Raw genomic sequence first — 23,705 nt, 5'->3', positions numbered from 1 at the left:
CCAAATGACAATCTAATAAACTTATCCTTTCGATTACATGAATTTATTAGAACTAAATTCTATAAAAAAGAAAATAACATTGAAATATAAGATATTATTCCATAGAGATCTATTGTAAAAAACCAAAAAAACATTGAATAATAATATATACGTTACACATCACCCCAAATAAAGATAAGAAAAACAAATGGTTTAATGAAAATAATAATTAGTGGTTATTTTCTCCAATTGCTTTTCATATTTATCATATAAAAAATTAATTTCACCTTTAACTTGATGATGCATAATAGACTTTTTGCTTTCTAATCGTAAAAAAGCAAGAGGAAATGATTTTGCTTTATCGGCGAGTTCACTTATAGACATCACATCTATTGAATTAAGCTGGTATTCAATATTATTTAACTCTTGTTTCGCATTATTATAGAAATTATCTAATTTATCTTTTATATCATTAACTGTTAGATTTTCATCTGTTTTCACTTCATTGATAAGCTCTTCCAGTTGAGTTTCAAGCACTGAATAACGCACTCTCCCCTCACTATTTAGCTGATATTTAGAAATAAAATATGGCTTAAATTTTTCATTCATATTATTTTTTTTCTGTGAAGAAAGTATTTTTTTCTTTTCTGTTAAATCAGCTAAGAATTGTTGTACTCTGTTATTATTGTGTACTAGATCTATTGAGTTATCTATTACATCACTCTTGAGAGAAAGATCATTCTCCATCAATTGTGGATTTAGTTTGTTTTTTAATTTCTTATTTGCATCCAACTGTAAATAAACATGATCAAGTTTATTTATACTTCTTTTAACATCGTATTGAACAGGGTATTTATCAAATAGGTTATTTATTTTAAGCACTCTTTTATAAAGTCCTTTTAAGTTATTTTTATGTGCTTCAAATTCTTTTTTGTCTTGTTTTATTTTGCCATCATAAATTCTATGTTTAAATAGTGAATTAACTCTTTTTTCTAACATGACTTCAAAATTTTTCAATGATGTCAATGGATACCAGTGAATATTATGCGATGCTTTTGTCGCTGAAGGTGTAAATTTTAAATCTCGGTATAATTCAAAACTTCCGCTAAAATACTCAACATCAACATTTTTTTCCAACTGTTTTGCTTTGGTCTCTCCATGACCAATAAATTTATTTATATTGTGAATGACATTTATTATTTTTAAAGAGAGATTAGCACCAACCGCATTTCTCGGTAAATTTAATTCTATATTTTCATTAGCAGAAACTCCCACATCAAAACTGACTTCACTTCTAAGTTCAACACCTAATGACGCGTTTTGTGTTCTATTAAATTCCAGCGTTGCATTATCCTTAAGTTCACTTTCTGTAAGAGATACCCCTTGATTAATAAATTCGACTAAATCTTTTGGTTGAATTTTAAATGAAAAATTAGATTTTTTTTCATAATGATAATCGAGTATCACAGTGGCCATTAACGGTGTTACAAAACCATAATTAAACGCCCCTTCTCTCCATTTTTGTTCATTGTTCATAATCCCAGCAGATAAGCCCGTAGCAATCCCTGCATCCATTTTATTTACAAATGAGAATACAACTTCATCTTGCTTATTTTTTGAAATTGTTAGGGCATGTGTTTTCGCAAAATTAGCTAAAAGAAACGCACTCACACCAATATTTTGAGATAAATGAAATGCACTAATACCAAAGAATGCACGGATATCATTATACTGGCTAATTGTAATGCTCTCTTTATCATTTAATTGTTCTACTAAAGAATAAACAACCTCACCTTGAGATTTACCATTGTTAATTCCGGTAATATATTTATTAAGCAGATTATAATCATGTTTAATCACCTTTTTTACACCATTTAAAGCATCTGTTTTAATTGTTCTCGGTAATGTAGCAGAATTAACTATAGCTTTTATAGTAGAAAACATCCCTCTAAAACCAGGATCAAGACTTTTCGCGATATCTTTTACCATTGCACCATATTTTTTTAATGCATATTGTTGTTTTGCTCTATCAAAGTGAACCCTTGCATTATCAATAGCCGACGAAAAAAAGGGAATATTTTTAGCACTAAAATTACCTATTTTTTGAGTAGAAAATGGCTGTCCTGAGTGATAGTTTTTATAGTTATTTTCTCCAACCATTGAATAAAAAGATAACGGTGGCTCTTGAGTTAAACGAGTGATTTCATAATGATAATCTTTTAATGCAAAAATATGCAGAGGATCAAAGTAATATATTTTTATTTTATTACCTTTATCAACCACAAGTTGGATTTTATTTAACACCGGTTTTATCGCTAATATTTTATCTTTTGATTTTAATGGCAATTTTATTTCATTTTTTTTACTCTCACCATCTACGACATCCCGTTTAGCAATTAGCTTTGGTGGTAAGCCATATGTAAAAAGTTTATTATCTTTTAAAGTTATAGTAATAGGCATCCCTTCTCTATTTATTTTTAATACATTTCCTTCTTCTTTTTCTATAATATTATTAATATTAGATAAATCATGTTTTAAACTATTTTCTATTTCATATTTTTCATATTCAATAATAAAATTAATATTAGTATTATCGGTGGCATCATCGATTAAATTATATTCACCTTCAATCTTTTTAAATTTAATTTTATAAAGTTCATTATTATTTCCTGAAGTATCTCTCTTACTCCCAATTAAAAACCCATTATAATCGACATATAGTTCTTTAAATTTTATATCATCACCATGTTGAGAATTGATATGAAATACTTTATATTTAAAACCTCCATTAAAGTACTTTTGAATTAATCCGGTAAATAAATCATATGTTTTCCCTTTTATTAACATTAAGGTTCCATCATCATCAAGGGTAATTCCCATATTATTAAGTAGTGGACTATTTGTTGATCCAAGATAAACATAATTATTTACATTATTTAAGCTAAACTGTTTAATATTTGTATTATATACAGCAGGGGTATTAGACACATCGGAAATATAATTTGTTGATTTATAATTATTAAAAACACCAACCTCTGTTAATTTATTAACATATGTCATTATTTTATCAATCATAAACACCTCAACATTTCAAGCAGATGAGGTATCATCGATAAGACATATTATAAGAGATATCTTTTATAGCCTATTTTTTATTATATTATCTAAAATTTAGAAAAAGTTCTTTTTTTGAAAGTTTAGGCAAAAAAAATAGACAATAAAATAAAATTTATTGTCTATTTATATATATATTATATCTATATTATTTAATAGCCACTTTTCATATCCACAACACCAAAAGGTGTTTCGCCCTTTTCAATACGTTGAATATTTTCAACAATTGTATCCATTGCAATATCTGGAATAGTAAAAGCAGCAATATGCGGTGTAATAGAGATACGAGGATGAGTCCAAAACGGATGCATACCCGGTAATGGCTCTTGGCTAAATACATCTAAAGAGGCATCAGCAATATAACCTTGATCGATAGCTTCTAGCAGATCTTGATCAACAAGATGTGCTCCCCTTGCCAAATTAATTAAATAAGAAGAAGGTTTAAGCTGTTCAAAAAGCGAGAAATTTAAAATACCATGAGTTTGTGGTGTATAAGGTAATAGATTGATTAACAACTGACACTCTTTAACAAAATCGCTCAGTTGATCGTTACCATAAAAACTCTCTACCTGATTAATTTGCTTTTTACTACGACTCCAGCAACGCACGTTAAAACCAAGTTCAGCAAGCTTAGTCGCTACACTTGCGCCTAATGCACCTGCACCCAAAACACCAATAACAAAATTATCATAAGTATGTGCGGGGAGTTGTTTCCATAAGCGTTGTGATTGTTGACGTTTATAATCATCCATACGGCGAAAATAATACATCACTTTAGCAATGGCATACTCTTGCATTTGCAAACCCATACCCGTGTCTTCTAAGCGCATTACCGGAACCCCAGCGGGTAATGTGCCTGGTTTTTGTTGCTCTTGCTTTAAAATGGCATCAACACCCGCACCAAGTGCAAAAATACCTTTTAATTGGTTACGGCTTGCTAACATTTCATAGGGAGGAAGCCAGACCATTGCATAATCAGCAGGCTTATCATCACCATGCTCCCAAACACGAATATGCGCGTCAGGAAGTCGTGCTTTCATTCCACTTATCCATGTATTTGCATCAAAAAAAGGATGATAAAAAATAATATTCATTTTTGCCTTCCTCCAGCATTTTTACCATAGGGTGCGAGGGTTATGCTTTTATTTCAAGTCTGTTTGAAAAAGTTGTTAAGAAAAATGTTGATAATGTTAACCAGCTAACGAAATTTAGCTAAAAAATGGATGTTACATCCCAAAAGAGATCACATTATTTGCTTAAGCCTTGTTCATATTGTTTTTTATTTGACTGGTTGGCACAAAAGTTAAGGAAAAAACGCATTTAGCTGTTGACGCTTATCACTCTTTTCCCTATAGTAGCGCCCCATTGAGCATGAATGCCATGTTTAACCACAATACGGTGAGATGTCCGAGAGGCTGAAGGAGCACGCCTGGAAAGTGTGTATACGGCAACGTATCGAGGGTTCGAATCCCTCTCTCACCGCCATCTTCTAAGAAAGCGCCTAGTTAAAAAACTAGGCGTTTTTTTGTCTTGCTGTCCTTAATCTATACAGCATCTATACAGCGACAACGTTCTGCTTGCTACCGGTACTAAAATTGTAATAATAAATTTATTGTGATTGTTTTTATATACGTTGCTATTAATCTATTTTAGATACTTAATTAGTCTATTTAATAAAAAACTCTTTTTTATATACACTAATTAGCTTTATTTATAGAATTGTTTTTTCCTTTATTTTATAAAATACTTTTTAGCTATTTTTATGCACTACTATTTTTAATGACAATTATTCTAAAATAAAACGCTTTATATAATTTATAGAATAACGTCAAACTTCTTTTTCATGAAAGTAACAGAATAAATACAATACGTTACATAACGTTATCTCTTTTGCTTAAGTTTTTCAATTAATTGCTTTAATTTTCGCTAAGTATTAAGATAGTGTTTAATAATTTGATATATCACATTATTATTAGCAAATAAAAGCGATATCCTTTCTGCTCTTTTTTATCGCCTTTATTCGGCATTTGACTTCTTATTTTGGTTTAAGCCTAAATGAAAACGCATAAAGTTAACCGGGTTCGCCCCTTTAGTGCATTTATTGATGCATGTGTAAAAGAGCCTTACTCTTTTGCCCGTTTATTAAAAGATATTATTGCAGGGATCACCGTCGGCATTATCGCAATACCACTGGCAATGGCATTGGCTATTGGTAGCGGTGTTCCCCCGCAATACGGTCTTTATACCGCAGCTATTGCCGGTATTATTATCGCTGTAACAGGTGGCTCTCGCTACAGTGTTTCAGGGCCTACTGCCGCCTTTGTGGTGATACTTTATCCTGTTTCACAGCAATTTGGTTTAAGTGGGCTATTAATTGCCACTTTGATGTCTGGGATTATTTTAGTGGTTATGGGGTTAGCTCGTTTTGGTAAGCTCATTGAATATATTCCCGTTTCTGTCACATTAGGATTTACTTCGGGGATTGCCATCACTATCGCCACCATGCAGATCAAAGATTTCTTTGGTTTAGAAATGTCGCATGTCCCAGAAACCTATATTGATAAAGTAATTGCTCTAGGTGCCGCTCTACCGACAATCCATCTTGGAGATACATTAATAGGCGTAACCACCCTCTTAGTATTAATTTATTGGCCTAAATTGAATTTACGCCTCCCTGGTCATTTACCAGCATTAATTGCCGGTACGGCTGTTATGGGGATAGTTAATTTATTTGGCCATGATGTTGCCACCATTGGTTCACAATTTAGCTATCTATTGCCTGATGGTTCAACAGGACAAGGTATTCCGCCGATCCTGCCACAATTTGTGCTACCGTGGAATTTACCCAGTAGTGGTGAGTCTATTGCATTAAATTGGAGCACGGTCAGTGCGTTATTACCCGCCGCTTTTTCAATGGCAATGTTAGGTGCGATTGAATCACTCCTCTGTGCTGTGGTGCTTGATGGTATGACGGGGAAAAAACATCACTCTAATGGTGAGTTAGTCGGTCAAGGTATTGGTAATATTGTAGCGCCTTTCTTTGGTGGGATCACCGCAACTGCGGCTATTGCCCGCTCAGCGGCAAACGTACGTGCCGGTGCAACGTCCCCTGTATCTGCGATTGTGCACTCTTTATTAGTTTTAGTAACTTTACTGGTTTTAGCGCCTTTTCTCTCTTATTTACCATTAGCAGCAATGTCTGCATTGTTATTAATTGTTGCATGGAATATGAGTGAAGCTCGTAAAGTTATCGATCTTATTCGTCATGCACCAAAAGACGATATTATCGTTTTAGTATTATGTTTATCGCTTACCGTGCTGTTTGATATGGTTATTGCGATCACTATCGGCATCGTATTAGCCTCTTTATTATTTATGCGTCGTATTGCTAATATGACGAAAATAACAGAATCAACTTATACTGATGATGATAAACAATTATTAGTTGTGCGTGTTAATGGTCCGCTATTCTTTGCTGCCGCCGAGCGTATTTTTAATGAATTACGTGAACGTAGTAAAGGATATAAAACTCTTATTATGCAGTGGGATGCAGTACCTGTATTAGATGCAGGGGGATTACATGCTTTCCAACACTTTGTGGCGGATGTGCAACATGATACTCATATTATTGTTTGTGATATTCCCTTCCAGCCATTAAAGACATTAGCAAGAGCACGAGTAACGCCAATTGATGGCACACTTAATTTTTATCCTTCGCTACAAAAAGCGCTGGATGATATGGAATTAATTCAGTAGTTTTTTAATTATTAATTATAAAAATCTTTAAGCCCTTAATTTACACTATTTAATTAAGGGCTTAATTATTAAGTTATTATTTATATTTTATTTGCCATTGAAAGTGCAGTATAAATGGTTTTAAAGGAAATTAATAAAGAAAAAGGGGGATTTAATCAATTTGGTATTGTCATGCATTGTCCGGTAGAGCAAAAGCCGCTGCAAGTAGTTTAGCATTAGGCTTTGGTGGATTATCTAAAAGTTCCATAACACGTAATGTGTCTTTTTCTGATAATTTTAAACGCTCATTATTTTCAATAACTTGCCGAGCCACAGGTACAATATTACGAAGTACAAACTCTGTTAAGTTTGTATTTTCCAAACTAGCAGCACGAACCAGCAGTGATTTATCTTCTGTAGTGATACGAATTGACACTCGTTCACTGTTTTCTACTAGTGCTTGAGCCATAGCAACCTCCTTTGTACAGATTCAAAGCGTACAGTATGATTAAAAAAGTGACAAGTGATTTTATGTTGAGTGGATAATTATTTACAATTAGCCACAAAAGGCTTATTTATCCCACTACCTTGTACGCCTTTTTCTAATAAGTATTGATAGAGTGCATTCATACCCAACCAGTGATTTTCACACCATTCAGGGGCTAATAAAGTAGGTTTTCTGGCACTGGCACAAACACGATGATAAATAACTTCTGCAGGAGTATGACGGATTATTTCACCAGCAGTATAAACATATTGTTGTTGTGTTAATGCACTAATACGCCCTGCTTTCCATGCTTTGGCTATCGTACTCCCCTCAACTATGTGTAAAGGGTGTAATTTTAGTCCATCAACACCGGTTTCTACTACCTGCTCTAAGGTTTGCATATTTAACTGATGATCTTCACGAGGTAAACCGATAATAAGATGCGTACACACCTTTAAACCTCGGCGACGCGCTTCTTTTGTGGTTGCTTGATAACATTGAAAATCATGACCACGATTAATATGCTTTAATGTCTTATTATGTGCAGTTTGTAATCCTAACTCTAACCATACTTCATAACCTTGTTCGCAATAGCCTTGCAGTAGATCTAACACACTGACGGGCACACAATCAGGGCGTGTCCCAACACATAATCCAACCATATTGGCTTGTAATAATGCACTTTCATACATTTTTCGTAGATGTTCTACTTCTGCATAGGTACTAGTATAGGCTTGAAAATAAGCTAAATAACGGCGAGCACGGGTAATATGCTTAGCTTGGTAGGCGATTTGCTCTTCAATAGAGTGATATTGCGTTTGCTCATCAGCAAAAGAAGAGACATTGCAAAATGTACACCCTCCTCGTCCTAATGTGCCATCTCGATTAGGACAACTAAAACCACCATGAAGGGTTATTTTGTGGATTTTTTCATGATAACGGCGCTGGAGATCAGCGCCGAACATATTCACTACAGTGTGTAGTTGCATAACAAGTTTATTTACTGGTATCTAACTCAGGGAAGCTTTTTACCAGAGAGTCAATCGCTTTAATTTGAGCTAAGAAAGGTTCTAATTTAGCTAATGGTAAAGCTGATGGGCCATCACAGCGGGCATGATCAGGATCGGGATGAGCTTCAAGAAATAACCCTGCCAGACCCACTGCCATACCTGCACGAGCTAACTCAGCGACTTGTCCACGACGACCACCAGAAGCCGCACCGAATGGATCACGGCATTGTAGTGAGTGGGTAACATCAAAAATCACTGGAGCCCCTTCTGAGGCTTGCATCATGACATGAAAACCTAGCATATCGACCACTAAATTATCGTAACCAAAATTACTACCACGGTCACATAAAATCACTTGGTCGTTACCGCCTTCTTTAAATTTCTCGACGATATTTCCCATTTGACCAGGGCTAACAAACTGTGGCTTTTTCACGTTAATTACAGCACCCGTTTTAGCCATTGCCTCAACCAAATCGGTTTGACGCGCTAAGAATGCCGGTAGCTGAATAACATCAACGACTTCAGATACAGGCTGAGCTTGTGAAGGTTCATGAACATCAGTGATAATTTTTACCCCAAAAGTCTCTTTTAGCTCTTGGAAAATTTTCATTCCTTCATCAAGACCCGGTCCACGATAAGAGTGGATAGATGAGCGGTTTGCTTTATCAAAAGAGGCCTTAAATACATAAGGAATATCTAATTTTTGAGTAACCGTGACGTAATGCTCACAAATACGCATGGCTAAATCGCGCGATTCCAATACATTCATGCCACCAAAGAGCACAAAGGGTAAATTATTTGCTACCTTGATATCACCAATACTCACCACTTTATGTTGCATATCTATTCCTATCTTATTTTGCCATGTACCGTTATATACCCAGTACGGGATTAAATTTTAATGTAAAACAACAGGATGCTGTTCTATTGAATGAATTTGAATTTTAATCATCTCTGAAATGGGATCTTCCGGACACTGTTCAACAAAGTAGTTAAGGTCAGACAATGCCACATGATTACACTCTAATTGAGCATAAATCAGCCCACGATCACGTATTTCATAGGGATCTTCTGGATCAAACAATAATACCGTTTCACTGGTCTTAAGTGCCTGCTCCATCTTCTTTTCTTCCATTAAAGAGACTTTGAGTGTATCTAATAACTTGCGAATAATAGAACTGTGTTCTGACTCTTCTAGATCGGATGCTGATAGCTCAGATGTACTGCCTACATTACCTTTTAGCCAAACGTCTAAAGTATGGCGAGAAAGATATTCACCATTAATGGGATTTAAGAAAAGTGGTTTTTCATTCGGAATATCTATTCTGATAATTAACTGTGTAGGAAAAATAACTGGCGCTAACGGTAAATTTATTGCCTGTGCGATATAAATTAAAATGGAACCTAATGACACAGGTGAACCAATATGAGTGGCCAATACTTTATCTAACCATAACGTATCAGAAAGACAATATTTGCCACTTGCACCACTGAAATGCCATTGTTTATAAAATAGCTTCAGCAGTGCATCAATTCTCTCTTGTATACTGGCTTGGTGGGGAATTTCCGCTTCTGCTTGCTCCACCAGCTGTGCCAATTGATAGCCAACTGAAGTGACTGGAAAATCTGGGCGAATTGCCTGAGAGATAAGGATCATACCCTTAACCAAAGGGGCTTTGTTAAATTCGTAATCAGCTATGGTTTCTATCATCATTCCAACGACCTACTGTCACTCGCTCATTACCGCCGTAATCACGGAAAGTTTCCACGCAGCAGTAACCCTTATCAATAAAAATATTACGTACTCTTTCACCTTGTTGCCAACCATGCTCTATTAATACCCAACCGTTATTAGCTAAAAACTGACGGGCATTTGTAATAATAAGCTCAATATCAGCAAAACCATGATCTGCCGCGACCAATGCGGTTAATGGCTCAAAGCGAACGTCTCCTTGATAAAGATGCTCATCTTCTTCATCAATATAAGGAGGATTGCTGATTATCATATCAAATTGATAACCAGAGAGTGAACTAAACCAGCAACTTTCCGTAAATTCTACGTTGCTAAGTGCCAAATGTTGTGCATTTTCTATCGCTAATGCTACCGCTTCTGGTTGAAAATCAACACCAAGGACACGGCAGTCAGAACGTTCCGAAGCTATCGCTAAGGCAATAGCCCCTGTCCCCGTACCTAAATCTAAAATTCGACTTGCTTGTGCAGAGAGTTTCTCTAATGCTTTTTCAACTAGACATTCGGTATCGGGCCGAGGGATAAGTGTTGCAGGAGAGACTTTTAAAGGTAGTGACCAAAATTCTCTCTCTCCTACTAAATAAGCGATAGGCTCGCCCTTTATACGTCGAGCAAGGAGGGATGACAATTGCACTTGTTCATCTTCTAAAAGTACAGTTTCACTAAAAGCAATCAAATAAGTACGAGCACGCTTTGTTACGTGCCCTAATAGAATTTCTGCGTCCCGCTTTGGGCTGTCACTATCAATTAATTGCAAGGCTGCTTGATGCAGCCATTGTTTATAATTCATTAATCTTGCTCAGATAAAGCGGATAGCTGATCGGCTTGATATTCAGTGACAATAGGTTGAATAAGTGCATCTAGTTTACCTTCCATCACCTCATCTAACCGGTAAAGAGTAAGGTTGATGCGATGATCCGTCACGCGACCTTGTGGGAAATTATAAGTTCTAATACGATCAGAACGATCACCTGAACCTAATAAGTTACGGCGTTCAGATGCTTCGGCTTCTTGACGTTTTTGTACTTCGGCAGCACGAATACGCGCACCTAATACTGACATCGCTTTCGCTTTGTTTTTATGTTGAGAACGCTCATCCTGACACTCTACCACAATGCCCGTCGGGATATGCGTAATACGGATGGCCGAATCCGTGGTATTTACGTGCTGACCACCCGCCCCTGATGAGCGAAAAGTATCAATACGTAAATCACTTGGGCTAATTTCAGGTAATTCAGCTTCTGGCACTTCAGGCAATACCGCAACTGTACAAGCAGAAGTATGAATGCGTCCTTGAGATTCTGTTTCCGGCACGCGTTGTACACGATGCCCGCCTGATTCAAATTTCAGTACCCCATAAGCACCATCACCAATCACTTTGGCAATGATCTCTTTATAACCGCCATGTTCGCCTTCGTTTGCATTCATCACTTCAATACGCCAACGACGTGCTTCGGCATAACGGCTATACATACGGAATAGGTCACCGGCGAAAAGTGCGGCTTCATCACCACCCGTTCCGGCACGAATTTCAAGGAAACAGTTGAACTCATCGTCAGGATCTTTAGGTAATAACAGCACTTGAAGTTGCTGTTCTAGCTCCTCATTGACGCTTTGTGCTTCTTTTAGCTCTTCTTGAGCCATCTCTTTCATTTCAGGATCATCAAGCATCATTTCTGCCGCTTCCATATCATCTTGCACTTTTCGCCATTGACGATAACAAGATGTGATATCCGTTAATTGAGCATACTCTTTTGAAAGCGCACGAAAACGCTCCTGAGAGGCAATAACATCAGCTTCTGCTAGAAGTGCTTGAATTTCTTCATAACGCTCTTGTAGAGCTTCCAACTTAGCGACAATAGAAGGCTTCATTCGTAGATTAAGATCCTGTTAGATAAAGTTAATTATGGGTAATACCCAAACTTTCACGTAAGAGATTCAGGCGTTCAATATCACCATCACTGGCAGCCTGTTGAAGAGATTTGGTTGGTGTATGAATAAGGCGATTCATCAACTGATGAGAAAGCTGTTGGATCACTTTTTCTGCATCAGCGCCATTTTGTATCAATGCAATCGCTTTTTCTGCCATTTCTGCACGTAACATTTCTGCACTATCGCGATATTCTCTAATCGCCCCGACAGCACCTTGAGCACGTAACCAATCCATAAATTGGCCACTCTCTTGTTGCACGATATGTTCAGCTTCAATGGCTGCGGCTTGGCGCTGTTCACGGTTATGCTGAATGATAGCTTCTAAATCATCAACACTATAAAGATAAACGTTACTCAGTTTTTCAATATCTTGTTCAATATCACGAGGCACAGCAATATCAACGAGTAGCATTGGTTGATTACGACGTTTCTTTAACGCCCTTTCTACCATGCCTTTGCCAATAATAGGCAACGGACTTGCTGTTGAACTGATCACAATATCCGCTTGAGAAAGTGACTCATCAATATCAGATAAAGTGATAACCTCAGCGTCAACTTCATTCGCTAAACGTTGCGCTCGCTCTTTGGTGCGATTAGCAATAATGATTTTTTTGACTTGATGTTCACGTAAGTGACGCGCCACTAATTCAATCGTTTCACCCGCACCGACCAATAAGATAGTCAATGATGATAATGACTCAAAGATTTGGCGCGCTAAAGTACAGGCAGCAAAAGCGACAGAAACAGCATTAGCACCAATTTGGGTCTCTGTTCTCACTCTTTTCGCAACTGAAAAGGATTTCTGAAACAGGCGTTCCAGCTCTGAAGAGAGCGAGTGATAGTTTTGAGAATCGGCAAACGCTTTTTTGACTTGCCCTAAAATTTGCGGTTCACCTAATACCAAGGAATCTAAACCACTAGCAACGCGCATCAGGTGGCTCACTGCTTGATTATCTTGATGCCAATAAACACTATTTTTAAGCTCATGAGGCTCAATTTGGTGATACTGACATAACCAACTGATCAGTTGTTCATGGCTATTTTCTTTATCTTCTAGACTCAGATAAAGCTCAGTACGGTTACAAGTAGACAGCACTACACCACCTCTTACAGCAGGTTGCTGTAACAAGTTATTTAAGGCGTCACCCATGGTATCAGGAGAAAAAGAGACTTTCTCACGTAACGCTACGGGGGCTGTTTTGTGATTAATACCTAATGCTAATAACGTCATATCTTATAATTGAGTTATGAATAAATACCGACTCGCGACTTGACTTAGTATAAACCTAAAACAGCGCATTTAGTATGGACTCTTCATTGCCGCCATTCTACTTGATGAACTCTTTCAATAAAAGTGCTTACTTGTATGATAGGCAAATTCAATCGACTATTTAACGAAATATCGTTATATCTTCGCGTTTATGATACGCTTTTTTGCAACAAAGAACGAATGTAAGGAATATCTCAGCTATGCGCTCACGCATTTTTCCAACCAAATCACTTTTGCGTCTCCTTCCGCTAGCTGCGCTGCTACTAAGTGCATGTAATTTAAATAATATACAAACACAAGGTTCAGCGTCAGATAACGATGTTCAATGGCAATCGCGTCAACAAGCATTAAATAAGATTTCACAATATGAGACACGTGGCGCCTTCGCTTACATTGAAGGCACCTATAAAACTTACGCACGTTTCTATTGGCAAGATAAAGATACCGATCGCTATCGCTTACTTTTAACCAATCCATTGGGGACGACAGAGCTAGACTTAAATGTGATGCCTGGTGTGATTGAAGTGACTGATAATGGTGGTAAAAAGTATTATAGTGACAATCCAACTGAAATGATTTATCAGCTCACCGGTATGGTGATCCCTTTAAAAAATTTACGCGCTTGGTTAATTGGTTTACCGGGTGATGCCACGGATTTTGAACTCGATGCAAATCATCTTTTAAAATCGGTTACATGGCCAACCCCAGAAGGTGATTGGGTGGTAACCTACCAATCCTATGACACCGCAATAACACCGAACTTGCCACAGCGCCTTGAATTAAAACAAGGTGAACGCACGATAAAATTAAAAATGGATAACTGGGATATACAGCAATGACACTAAGTTGGCCCTCTCCTGCCAAATTAAATCTTTTTCTCTACATTACCGGGAAACGCCCCGATGGTTACCATAATCTACAAACCTTATTTCAATTTTTAGATTATGGCGATACGCTAACTTTTACGCCCCGTAATGATACGCAGTTAACCATCTTAACCCCCGTTGAAGGGGTTGCAGATGAAGATAATCTGATTATTAAAGCAGCCAAATTATTACGTCAATACTGCTATCAGCACCATATTCCCCTACGCTATCAAGGGGCAGATATTAGTATTGATAAAAAACTGCCCATGGGAGGAGGTTTAGGGGGAGGCTCTTCCAATGCTGCGACAACACTGATAGCCCTTAATTACCATTGGCAAGCAGGCCTAAGCGATGAAACATTAGCCACACTCGGCGTGACGTTAGGCGCAGATGTGCCGGTATTTGTTAAAGGGCATGCCGCTTTTGCTGAAGGTATTGGTGAAATATTAACCCCAGCATCACCCAAAGAGTGTTGGTATTTAGTTGCTCACCCCGGAATTTCTATCCCAACCCCGACAATCTTCACAGATCCAGAATTAAAACGTAATTCGCCTATTCGCTCTCTGGGCGCATTATTACAGGCTCCGTTTGCAAATGACTGTGAAATGATCGCAAGAAAACGTTTTCGTGAGGTTGAATATCTGCTTTCGTGGCTGTTAGAATATGCACCGTCACGCTTAACTGGGACAGGTGCTTGTGTATTCGGTGAGTTTGAATCGCAAGAGGCCGCTAGTGAAGTGTTAATTAACGCCCCTGAGTGGGTGCACGGATTTGTGGCGCAAGGCGTTAACATTTCCCCTGTGCATTTATTCCGCTCAAGGATACCTGTGTTATTGCACCCGTAACTATGATGTTTACAAACCCTATGTTGATAAACACGTTCTTTACAGGTCAACAATATCTCTCTCTGGACGCAAGCCTGAGGTTTTTCTCGTGCCCGATATGAAGCTTTTTGCTGGTAACGCAACCCCGGAACTGGCTCAACGTGTTGCCAATCGACTCTATACTAGCTTAGGAGACGCTGCTGTAGGTCGTTTTAGCGACGGTGAAGTCAGTGTGCAAATCAACGAAAACGTACGTGGTGGTGATGTTTTTATCATTCAATCAACCTGCGCACCAACTAATGATAACTTAATGGAATTAGTGGTCATGGTTGATGCATTACGTCGAGCTTCCGCTGGTCGTATCACTGCTGTTATTCCTTACTTCGGCTATGCCCGTCAGGATCGCCGTGTTCGTTCAGCCCGTGTTCCTATCACGGCTAAAGTTGTTGCGGATTTCTTATCTAGTGTAGGCGTAGACCGTGTTTTAACCTGCGACTTACATGCAGAACAAATCCAAGGGTTCTTTGATGTACCGGTTGACAATGTCTTCGGCAGCCCGATCCTTTTAGAAGATATGCTTCAAAAAGAATTGGACAACCCTATTGTTGTTTCTCCAGATATTGGCGGTGTTGTTCGCGCTCGTGCTATCGCTAAACTTCTGAATGATACTGATATGGCAATTATTGATAAACGTCGCCCTCGTGCTAACGTTTCTCAAGTTATGCATATTATCGGTGACGTTGCTAATCGCGACTGTATCCTTGTTGACGATATGATCGATACAGGTGGTACATTATGTAAAGCAGCAGAAGCGCTGAAAGAACGTGGTGCTAAACGTGTATTTGCTTACGCGACTCACCCTATTTTCTCTGGTAATGCTGTTGAGAACATCAGAAGCTCTGTTATTGATGAAGTGGTTGTCTGCGATACAATTCCATTGTCAGCAGAAATCAAAGCATTAAATAAAGTCCGCTCATTGACCTTGTCTGGTATGTTGGCTGAAGCCATTCGTCGTATCAGTAATGAAGAGTCAATTTCTGCGATGTTCGAACATTAATTTGTCGATTTAATATCGTACTTTGAGATAATTAAACCCGCTATAGCCTATGTTATAGCGGGTTTTTTGTTATCTTTTTAAGATAAAATATTTAAACAATAAAAAACCCGCTATCACTTTATCAGCGGGTCTTTAGATATGTATTATCTGCATATTAACGACAATGAGTTACTTATTATCTATTCTTACTCTATTATGAATTATGATTTTATCTATATTTTATTGATGCCCACACTGTTATGGATAACGATGATTATCATGGCGACGATAACGTTCGTCATGATTACGCAACCACCAATATCTTTCTGCAACGGTTTCTCTACCACCAATACGAGCCCCTGCTAACCAAACAAGTGCACCAATAAAGATCCCCATTAGCGAAGCATCAGATAAAATATCAGGTAGTCCTAATGGAAAAATATGGCTAAGAAGATTATAACCAAGACTACCGAGCATAAGCACCATACCGATAGCCATCAATAAATTGCCAACGGCAAAAGCATGTTTATATTTCATGTTGCACCTCCAAGCGCGTCGTCAGACGATTCAACACCAAAATACATCAAATAACCTTTTATTCATTGCAGTTATTATAGCCATAAAGACTAAAAAGGTATTGTCGCAGTGATCACATGCTCTGAAAATTATTGACAATTCTTTGCAAAAAATGTGTTTTATTGCTTTTATAAATCATTTATCGGTGCTAATACGCCTGTTTCGCTCTTTTTGCCCTATAAATAATAAGTATTCTCTCCTAGAAAGATTTCAACAAAATAATCATGACAATCTATTTTGTGCTTCTTGACAGAGAAAGGTAAACTAGATGCTTTCTTTTAAGACGATAACAGTGAAAGGCAATTGTGAGTAAAATTAAACTTATCGTCGGGTTAGCCAACCCCGGTGCTGATTATGCCCAGACTCGCCATAATGCGGGTGCTTGGTATGTTGATTTATTGGCTCAACGTCATCAACAATCTCTAAAAGAAGAGAGCAAATTCTTCGGCTATACTGCTCGTATTAATTTAAATGGTAATGATGTTCGTTTATTAGTCCCTACCACTTTTATGAATTTAAGTGGTAAAGCGGTATTAGCGATGGCAAATTTTTATCGTATTCAACCCGATGAAATATTGGTTGCACATGATGAACTGGATTTACCACCGGGTGTGGTAAAAATGAAATTGGGTGGCGGTAATGGTGGCCATAACGGACTAAAAGATATTCAGAGTAAATTTAGCAATAACCCCAATTTTTATCGATTACGTATTGGGATTGGTCATCCCGGTGATAAAAACAAAGTGGTCGGTTTTGTGTTAGGTAAACCACCAACAAGTGAGCAAAAACTTATTGATGATGCAATTGATGAAGCCCTTGCTTGTACAGATATTCTGATGCGTGATGGTTACGAAAAAGCCATTAATCGTTTACATAGCTTTAAAGCTTAACCCCTATCAATAAAGCTATTAGTGTATCAAATAAGTTAACTGGGCAATGCCATGCCCTTTTCTTTTGCGCAATTAATCCCTGATGATTTAATCAAACAGGGATTTGTTCTATAATAGCGCCAATTTTTTTAACAGCACACAACAGGAGCTCCCCCTTTCCTGTTGTTTTTTATGTGACAAGGTGAACGTTTATGGGATTTAAATGTGGTATCGTCGGTCTGCCTAACGTAGGGAAATCTACACTGTTTAATGCCTTAACTAAGGCAGGTATTGAGGCAGCCAACTTCCCATTCTGTACTATTGAGCCAAATACAGGTGTTGTACCCATGCCTGATCCTCGCTTAGATAAGTTAGCAGAAATTGTAAAACCACAACGAGTGTTACCCACTACAATGGAGTTTGTTGATATTGCAGGTTTGGTTAAAGGTGCATCTAAAGGTGAAGGCTTAGGTAACCAATTCCTTACCAATATCCGCGAAACTGAAGCTATCGGCCATGTCGTGCGTTGTTTTGAAAATGACAATATTGTGCATGTGGCGGGTAAAGTCGATCCTGCTGAAGATATTGAAACAATTAATACCGAATTAGCGCTTTCTGACTTAGATACCTGTGAACGAGCAATGCATCGTAATCAGAAAAAAGCCAAAGGTGGTGATAAAGTTGCTAAAGCAGAGATGGAAGTTTTAGAGAAATGTTTACCGCACTTAGAAAAAGCCGGTATGTTGCGTGCATTAGATTTAAGTGATGAAGAAAAAGCGATTATCCGTTATTTAAGCTTTTTAACCCTGAAACCAACCATGTATATTGCTAACGTCAATGAAGATGGTTTCGAAAATAATCCTTATCTTGATACGGTACGTAAAATCGCTGAAGCCGAAGGCTCTGTTGTTGTTCCTGTTTGTGCTGCTATCGAAGCAGATATTGCAGAGCTAGACGATGAAGAGCGCGAAGAGTTTATGCAAGATTTAGGCATCGAAGAGCCGGGCTTAAACCGTGTTATCCGTGCAGGTTATGCGTTACTCGATTTACAAACTTACTTTACCGCTGGTGTAAAAGAAGTCCGTGCTTGGACAATCCCTGTAGGTGCAACTGCCCCACAAGCTGCAGGTAAGATCCATACTGACTTTGAAAAAGGTTTTATCCGCGCCCAAACCATCTCATATAATGACTTTATCACTTATGGTGGTGAACAAGGTGCGAAAGAAGCAGGTAAAATGCGTGCGGAAGGTAAAGATTATATCGTGCAAGATGGCGATGTGATGAACTTCTTGTTTAATGTGTAATAAATAGCTTTATTATTATTTAGTATTATTCGGTTTTCTTCACGTTTAAATACTAACAAAAGCAGCATAAACTCTACGAGACTTATCGAAAGTTTATGCTGTTTTATTTTATAAAAAATAACTTTAATATAATTTAATATCTAATTTATGCATTAAATTTGCATCCCACTCATTTAATGAGTTTTTACTTAAAAATAAAATAGATTATATATTGATAATCAAAAAATAATAAAATGCGTATATTTCAATAAAAACAATTTATTACATTTTAATCATTATAATTTCCCATTAAATAGTTTCATTGCAATCCTTAATTAATATAATTTTAATCTTCTCATTTGTGACACAACCCTTCTTTTTAAATTATTTTCTATGATAGAAGAAAAAATGAATTTTCCTTATTTTAATTTAACGTTATATTGATTTAACTAAGATCTTAACTTATTACATACTACTTCGTATTATTCTCAATAATGGCATTATTTACAATGAGAAGGTTATTAAAAGGAATTTAAATGAATAATGAATCGCGTTGTATTTTTTCTGAAGGCAGTGTGCTATTACCTGATGGCTACAAAGAACAAACTATCAATATTCTGATTTCACCTACTGGTCATGCGGTCAATATCTCACGAGATGATAAAGCAAAAGACCTATCCTTTGAAGAGTATATTCTTAATCAAAAAGCACTGTTACAACGTTCATTAAAAGAGTGGCAACTCTTAGAAGAAAAACCCTCCATGCTGGGGCAAGATCTGATCCAAGGATATTTAATCAGCTCTCGCTATCGCCCCAACAAAAAACAACAAGTTTATCAAATACAGGCCGTTTATCCCCTTACTAATACTCAAGTTCTTATATTTACCATGTCCTCGCCACACGCTTTTAATGATACACAATGGACATGGATGAATACCTTGCTATCGAGTTTTCAACCAAGGGGATAATCACTATGTTAGAGGCGGCAAGGGTTGGAGATATTATCGGTCACTCAAAATCGATGTGGGGGATGCTTGTCGGTACCCTATTAGGAGCTGCTATCGCCATCGGTGGCGCCATGATTTCTGGTGTATTAATGGGTGCGGGTATTGCTGCAAGCTGCATTGGTATTGGCGTGCTTGCCATTGGTGCTTCCATTGCCGTCGGTTACGGAACTACCCTATTAGCCGACTGGGTTCGGGATAAATGTGTTGAAACAGGTTCAAAATCCTTAAGCCCCTGTGGGGAAATCCTTGACGGCTCCAAAAATGTTCGTATTAACGGCAAGCCTGCCGCAATGTCTACCCGTAGCAACGTCAAATGTGATAAAGAAAACAGTGAACGCCAAATCGCTCAAGGCTCGGGTAGTGTCTATATCAACGGTTTTCCAGCCTCTCGGGTCGGTGATAAAACCACCTGTGATGCGACTATCATGGAAGGTTCCCCCAATGTCCGGATTGGCGGTGGAACACAAGCAACCGAAGATATTGAACCTGAAATTCCCTCTTGGGTTACCACCGCATCCGATCTCACGATGTTATTTGCCGGTTTCCTGAGTTTTGGTTCAGCGGCAGCCAAAGGCCCCGGGGCAGTAGCGAAGTTGTGGAACAAATTACCGGGTAGTGCCAAAATAAGTCGCTTTGCTTGTCGTTATGGAAAAATTTTTACTGGGCTTAGTCTCGCTATTCCGGCCATTGGCATCTTAACCCGCCCTGTTGAAGTGATTGGCGGACAAAAAATCCTCAATGACGAGGATGAATTGGATTTTAGCTATGAGGCGGAATTACCACTTTATTGGCAACGCAATTACTTAAGTAGCTATTGCTATGAGGGTGCACTCGGTCGAGGTTGGAGTTTCTTTTGGGAAAGCCAGCTAATTAAAAGCGAAGATGGCTTTGTTTGGCAAAATCTATCCGGTGATATCCTTCCATTTCCTGACATTCCACTCGGACACCGTAACTTTAACGAAGCTGCTCAAGGCTGGATCATCCACCATGAGGATGACAGTTGGACGTTTCAAGATGCTGGTGAGCTACGCTATCATTATCCCCCTTTTGATGACAAAGGTTATAGTCGTTTAAGTCATATCGTTGATAATGTGGGAAACGAGCAGCGGTTTCATTACAACGAGCACCACCAACTGATCCATATTACGGGATGTGGTGATCTCAATATCGAGTGTGAATATCAATCTTTTCAACTTGCTGAAAAGACCGTATCGCGTCTTACTGCAGTCTATCAAGTAAACCCCCATCAGATACGCCGTCGTCTATGCGCTTATTTTTACAACGAAAGTGCCCAATTAATACGTGTTGAGCAACAGACAGATCACCCTTATCGCCAATTTGGGTGGACTGATGCCGGTGTTATGGCGTGGCATAGCGATAAATATGGCTTACGCAGTGAATACCGCTGGGCACTTTCAGAAGATAATCTTTGGCAAGTGATTGAAAACAAAACCAGCGAAGGCGAAAGCTATCGTCTTGAATATGATGATATCAACCTCACACGAACCGCTTATTGGCACGATGGTTCAACCTCATTTTGGCAACTTAATCATGATCACCAAATTATTCATTATACCGACCGTACAGGCATTAAAACGGCGCTAATTTGGGATGAGTTTGGATTACCTTGCGGTTGTCGCAATGCGTTGGGTCATACACATATTAGTGAATGGGACGCATTGGGCCGACTACTCAGCATAACGGATGGTAATGGTAACCAAACGCGTTGGCAATATCAGAATGAACGCGAGCGCCTTATCACTGTATTTTGGCCGGATAACACAGAGTCGCGTTTAGCGTATGACAGTTTGGGGCGACTGATTAAGGAAATTTCTCCCCTTCATCAGATCACCGAATACCGCTATGACTTTAAAACCACATTGCGCCCCACTATACGCATTGATGCCAAGCAAGGACGCAGTGAGTTTCTCTGGAACAAACGTGGGCAATTACTGCGCCATACTGATTGCTCAGGCAAACAACATATTTGGTGTTATGATGACGAAGGCCGTGTTGTTTCTCAAACCAACGCCTTGCAGGAAGCCACCGAGTACCAGTACGATGAGGTGGGACACCTCACTCGCATCATATTGCCCGATAATTCTACCGTGCAACTGGCATGGAATGCCGCAGGATTACTTACTCATCATCAACGCAATGACAATACCCCATGTCAATGGCAATACAACGCCTTCGGTCGCGTCACCACAGAAATTGATAAACTCGCTCGGCATATCCACTACCATTACAATGCACAAGGTGCATTAATTTCAATTGAAAATGCCAATGGCGGGCGTTATCTCCTCAACCGTGATGCCGAAGGTCGGTTAGTCGAAGAAATACGTCCTGATGAGACGCTACTCCAATACACCTATAACGTCGCTGGGCGACTGGTTGAAGAAGCTCACTTAGGCGACCGAGTCTTCACATCCGCACCACGCACAATATTACTCGACTATGATGCGGCGGGGAACCTTGCCAAACGAGAGACTTTAACTGATCGCTATCAATATCAATGGGATAGTATGAACCGCCTATTGGTCGCCAGCAAACAACCTAATCAACGTGGTCTTGAAATGGGTTTGCAAGCGAATCAAGTCCACTTTACCTACGATGCACTTGGCCGCATTATTCGTGAACAAACAGGCGACGATATCGTCGAATTTAATTATGATGAACTCAATAACCTAAGCCGTCTGACGTTACCTCAAGGTGACAGCCTCAACTGGCTCTATTATGGCTCTGGGCATGCCACGGCTATCAACCACCTTGTTGATAGTCGCTCTCAGTTACTTACTGAATTTGAACGTGACGACCTACACCGTGAAATCAGTCGAACTCAAGGAGAACTCACCCAATATCGGCAATACGATAAACTGGGGCGAACCATTAGCACTTTCAGCTCGCGTGATAAGCAACATCCATTAAATGGTATTACTTTATGGCGTAAGTGGTTTTATGATCCCCAAGATAATCTTGGTGCCATGGAAGACACCTATCGAGGTTGGGTAGAATACCTGTATGACTCAGAGCAACGTTTAAAAAAAGTCGCCAGTAGTGAAAACCTTGATGCTATGCTGTTTTACGATCGCGCGGATAATCTACTCGAACGCCCACAATCCGAAATGGATGCTGAACACTCCCCTACTTTAGCGCTGAGTCCTCAAGGAGATAAACTACGTCAATTTCAAGGGTGGCACTATCAGTATGATGCCTATGGTAATGTTATTGCTCGCCGTTACCGTAACCAATCACCACAAACCTATGCTTATGATGGTGATAATCGTCTGGTTATCGCTCATAATCAAGGCATAAAAGCCCAATACCACTACGATGCTCTGGGCCGTCGTATTCACAAAACCGTTGAAAACCGAGAAAGTGGCCAAGTTAAACGACAAGAGACGCATTTTATTTGGCAAGGGCTACGGTTACTGCAAGAGCAGGATCTCAATACCGGTAAACACCAAACTTATTGCTACGAAGAGCACGGCAGTTATACCCCTCTTGCCGTTATCGTGAAACAATCCAGTGGTTTTCATTATTACTGGCACCACTGCGATATTAACAGCGCCCCACTTGAAGTCACCAATGCACAAGGCAATACGCTATGGTCAGGGAAATATGAACGCTTTGGTTTTGTTCGCAATAGCCCATTAAGTTTCTACTCTGACCCTGAACGCGTGATGGCCTCCTTTGAGCAAAACTTACGCTATGCCGGACAATATTTTGACAATGACAAATTTGTCGGGAACAAATTTGAACAGCGCTTGCGCTGGCCCGTAGGGCGAGTATCAGGATGATACGAGTATTCAGGATTACATTTTAATACCTTCCGATTCTACGACCCACAGATAGGCCGTTTTATCATGCCTGACCCAATTGGGTTATTGGGTGGGTTGAATTTGTATGCTTATGCACCAAATCCGTTAGGCTGGATTGATCCTTGGGGGTTAACTGCTGTTGATGC

General features: G+C 38.7%; 17 protein-coding genes, 1 tRNA gene and 1 pseudogene. 9 read left to right on the top strand and 10 right to left on the bottom strand.

What is annotated here, in order from left to right; genetic code table 11:
• Positions 1-192 precede the first annotated feature (192 nt).
• Positions 193-3,054 carry a hypothetical protein gene (locus PMI_RS05310; protein ID WP_012367854.1) on the bottom strand — a complete coding sequence of 954 codons (2,862 nt, stop codon included), beginning with the start codon at positions 3,052-3,054 and terminating at the stop codon, positions 193-195.
• A gap of 191 nt (positions 3,055-3,245) precedes the next feature.
• Positions 3,246-4,187 (bottom strand): glyoxylate/hydroxypyruvate reductase GhrA, encoded by a 942-nt coding sequence (gene ghrA, locus PMI_RS05305; RefSeq protein WP_004242695.1) that lies wholly within the window; start codon positions 4,185-4,187, stop codon positions 3,246-3,248.
• A gap of 303 nt (positions 4,188-4,490) precedes the next feature.
• On the opposite strand from ghrA, the gene PMI_RS05300 reads away from it, so the two are divergent.
• Positions 4,491-4,578: transfer RNA gene (locus tag PMI_RS05300), tRNA-Ser, on the top strand.
• Positions 4,579-5,148: 570 nt separating this feature from the next.
• Positions 5,149-6,849, top strand: a complete 1,701-nt coding sequence (gene dauA / locus PMI_RS05295; RefSeq protein WP_004247967.1) for a C4-dicarboxylic acid transporter DauA — start codon at positions 5,149-5,151, stop codon at positions 6,847-6,849.
• A 169-nt stretch (positions 6,850-7,018) separates the two neighbouring features.
• Here dauA and PMI_RS05290 read toward each other — a convergent pair whose 3' ends face one another.
• The 7 genes from PMI_RS05290 to hemA form a co-directional block, all read right to left on the bottom strand.
• Positions 7,019-7,297 carry a type II toxin-antitoxin system TacA family antitoxin gene (locus PMI_RS05290; protein ID WP_004247964.1) on the bottom strand — a complete coding sequence of 93 codons (279 nt, stop codon included), beginning with the start codon at positions 7,295-7,297 and terminating at the stop codon, positions 7,019-7,021.
• A gap of 77 nt (positions 7,298-7,374) precedes the next feature.
• Positions 7,375-8,304, bottom strand: coding sequence for a tRNA modification radical SAM protein MnmL/YtqA (gene mnmL / locus PMI_RS05285; protein ID WP_004242691.1), 930 nt, complete (start codon positions 8,302-8,304; stop codon positions 7,375-7,377).
• 7 nt (positions 8,305-8,311) lie between these two features.
• Entirely contained in the window at positions 8,312-9,166 is an 855-nt protein-coding gene (gene kdsA / locus PMI_RS05280) for a 3-deoxy-8-phosphooctulonate synthase (RefSeq protein WP_004242689.1), read from the bottom strand.
• A 57-nt stretch (positions 9,167-9,223) separates the two neighbouring features.
• Positions 9,224-10,039 (bottom strand): invasion regulator SirB1, encoded by an 816-nt coding sequence (gene sirB1 / locus PMI_RS05275; RefSeq protein ID WP_017827238.1) that lies wholly within the window; start codon positions 10,037-10,039, stop codon positions 9,224-9,226.
• Complete coding sequence (prmC, locus tag PMI_RS05270; protein WP_012367852.1) at positions 10,017-10,865, bottom strand: peptide chain release factor N(5)-glutamine methyltransferase; 849 nt, start codon at positions 10,863-10,865, stop codon at positions 10,017-10,019. The genes sirB1 and prmC overlap by 23 nt, the downstream gene beginning before the upstream one ends.
• On the bottom strand, positions 10,865-11,947 hold the full coding sequence (gene prfA / locus PMI_RS05265) for a peptide chain release factor 1 (protein ID WP_012367851.1): 1,083 nt from the start codon (positions 11,945-11,947) through the stop codon (positions 10,865-10,867). Before prfA ends, prmC begins: the two co-directional genes overlap by 1 nt.
• Before the next feature lie 28 nt (positions 11,948-11,975).
• The gene (gene hemA, locus PMI_RS05260; protein WP_004242677.1) at positions 11,976-13,238 is read right to left on the bottom strand and encodes a glutamyl-tRNA reductase; all 1,263 of its coding nucleotides are present in this window, start codon (positions 13,236-13,238) and stop codon (positions 11,976-11,978) included.
• A 239-nt stretch (positions 13,239-13,477) separates the two neighbouring features.
• Between hemA and lolB the strand changes: the two genes are divergently transcribed.
• From lolB to prs, 3 genes are all read left to right on the top strand, one after another.
• Positions 13,478-14,116: a lipoprotein insertase outer membrane protein LolB gene (gene lolB, locus PMI_RS05255; RefSeq protein WP_004242669.1), complete on the top strand. Its 639-nt coding sequence runs from the start codon at positions 13,478-13,480 to the stop codon at positions 14,114-14,116.
• Positions 14,113-14,988: a 4-(cytidine 5'-diphospho)-2-C-methyl-D-erythritol kinase gene (gene ispE, locus PMI_RS05250; RefSeq protein ID WP_012367850.1), complete on the top strand. Its 876-nt coding sequence runs from the start codon at positions 14,113-14,115 to the stop codon at positions 14,986-14,988. The genes lolB and ispE overlap by 4 nt, the downstream gene beginning before the upstream one ends.
• A gap of 88 nt (positions 14,989-15,076) precedes the next feature.
• Positions 15,077-16,024, top strand: a complete 948-nt coding sequence (prs, locus tag PMI_RS05245; protein ID WP_004242665.1) for a ribose-phosphate diphosphokinase — start codon at positions 15,077-15,079, stop codon at positions 16,022-16,024.
• 237 nt (positions 16,025-16,261) lie between these two features.
• Here the strand turns inward: prs and ychH are convergent, their stop codons facing one another.
• Entirely contained in the window at positions 16,262-16,540 is a 279-nt protein-coding gene (ychH, locus tag PMI_RS05240) for a stress-induced protein YchH (protein ID WP_004242663.1), read from the bottom strand.
• A gap of 344 nt (positions 16,541-16,884) precedes the next feature.
• Here ychH and pth point away from each other — a divergent pair, with 344 nt between their 5' ends.
• The 4 genes and pseudogenes from pth to PMI_RS05220 all read left to right on the top strand — a co-directional run.
• A complete protein-coding gene (pth, locus tag PMI_RS05235; protein WP_004242660.1) occupies positions 16,885-17,469 on the top strand; it encodes an aminoacyl-tRNA hydrolase in 585 nt (194 codons plus the stop codon).
• A 191-nt stretch (positions 17,470-17,660) separates the two neighbouring features.
• Entirely contained in the window at positions 17,661-18,752 is a 1,092-nt protein-coding gene (ychF, locus tag PMI_RS05230; protein WP_004242658.1) for a redox-regulated ATPase YchF, read from the top strand.
• 515 nt (positions 18,753-19,267) lie between these two features.
• The gene (locus tag PMI_RS05225) at positions 19,268-19,699 is read left to right on the top strand and encodes a DcrB-related protein (protein ID WP_012367849.1); all 432 of its coding nucleotides are present in this window, start codon (positions 19,268-19,270) and stop codon (positions 19,697-19,699) included.
• Between the two features lie 5 nt (positions 19,700-19,704).
• Positions 19,705-23,697: pseudogene (locus PMI_RS05220) on the top strand (PAAR domain-containing protein); the annotation flags it as partial.
• Positions 23,698-23,705 lie beyond the last annotated feature (8 nt).

This window comes from Proteus mirabilis HI4320, assembly GCF_000069965.1.
Lineage (GTDB): Bacteria > Pseudomonadota > Gammaproteobacteria > Enterobacterales > Enterobacteriaceae > Proteus > Proteus mirabilis.
This window is presented reverse-complemented; position numbering and strand designations above follow the sequence as displayed.

Coding starts and splice junctions, on each gene's coding strand:
- prfA (WP_012367851.1), bottom strand. CDS start 11,947: ATGAAGCCTTCTATTGTCGCTAAGTTGGAAGCTCTACAAGAGCGTTAT.
- sirB1 (WP_017827238.1), bottom strand. CDS start 10,039: ATGATGATAGAAACCATAGCTGATTACGAATTTAACAAAGCCCCTTTG.
- PMI_RS05310 (WP_012367854.1), bottom strand. CDS start 3,054: ATGATTGATAAAATAATGACATATGTTAATAAATTAACAGAGGTTGGT.
- ghrA (WP_004242695.1), bottom strand. CDS start 4,187: ATGAATATTATTTTTTATCATCCTTTTTTTGATGCAAATACATGGATA.
- hemA (WP_004242677.1), bottom strand. CDS start 13,238: ATGACGTTATTAGCATTAGGTATTAATCACAAAACAGCCCCCGTAGCG.
- ychF (WP_004242658.1), top strand. CDS start 17,661: ATGGGATTTAAATGTGGTATCGTCGGTCTGCCTAACGTAGGGAAATCT.
- dauA (WP_004247967.1), top strand. CDS start 5,149: ATGAAAACGCATAAAGTTAACCGGGTTCGCCCCTTTAGTGCATTTATT.
- lolB (WP_004242669.1), top strand. CDS start 13,478: ATGCGCTCACGCATTTTTCCAACCAAATCACTTTTGCGTCTCCTTCCG.
- PMI_RS05290 (WP_004247964.1), bottom strand. CDS start 7,297: ATGGCTCAAGCACTAGTAGAAAACAGTGAACGAGTGTCAATTCGTATC.
- ychH (WP_004242663.1), bottom strand. CDS start 16,540: ATGAAATATAAACATGCTTTTGCCGTTGGCAATTTATTGATGGCTATC.
- PMI_RS05225 (WP_012367849.1), top strand. CDS start 19,268: ATGAATAATGAATCGCGTTGTATTTTTTCTGAAGGCAGTGTGCTATTA.
- mnmL (WP_004242691.1), bottom strand. CDS start 8,304: ATGCAACTACACACTGTAGTGAATATGTTCGGCGCTGATCTCCAGCGC.
- prmC (WP_012367852.1), bottom strand. CDS start 10,865: ATGAATTATAAACAATGGCTGCATCAAGCAGCCTTGCAATTAATTGAT.
- ispE (WP_012367850.1), top strand. CDS start 14,113: ATGACACTAAGTTGGCCCTCTCCTGCCAAATTAAATCTTTTTCTCTAC.
- kdsA (WP_004242689.1), bottom strand. CDS start 9,166: ATGCAACATAAAGTGGTGAGTATTGGTGATATCAAGGTAGCAAATAAT.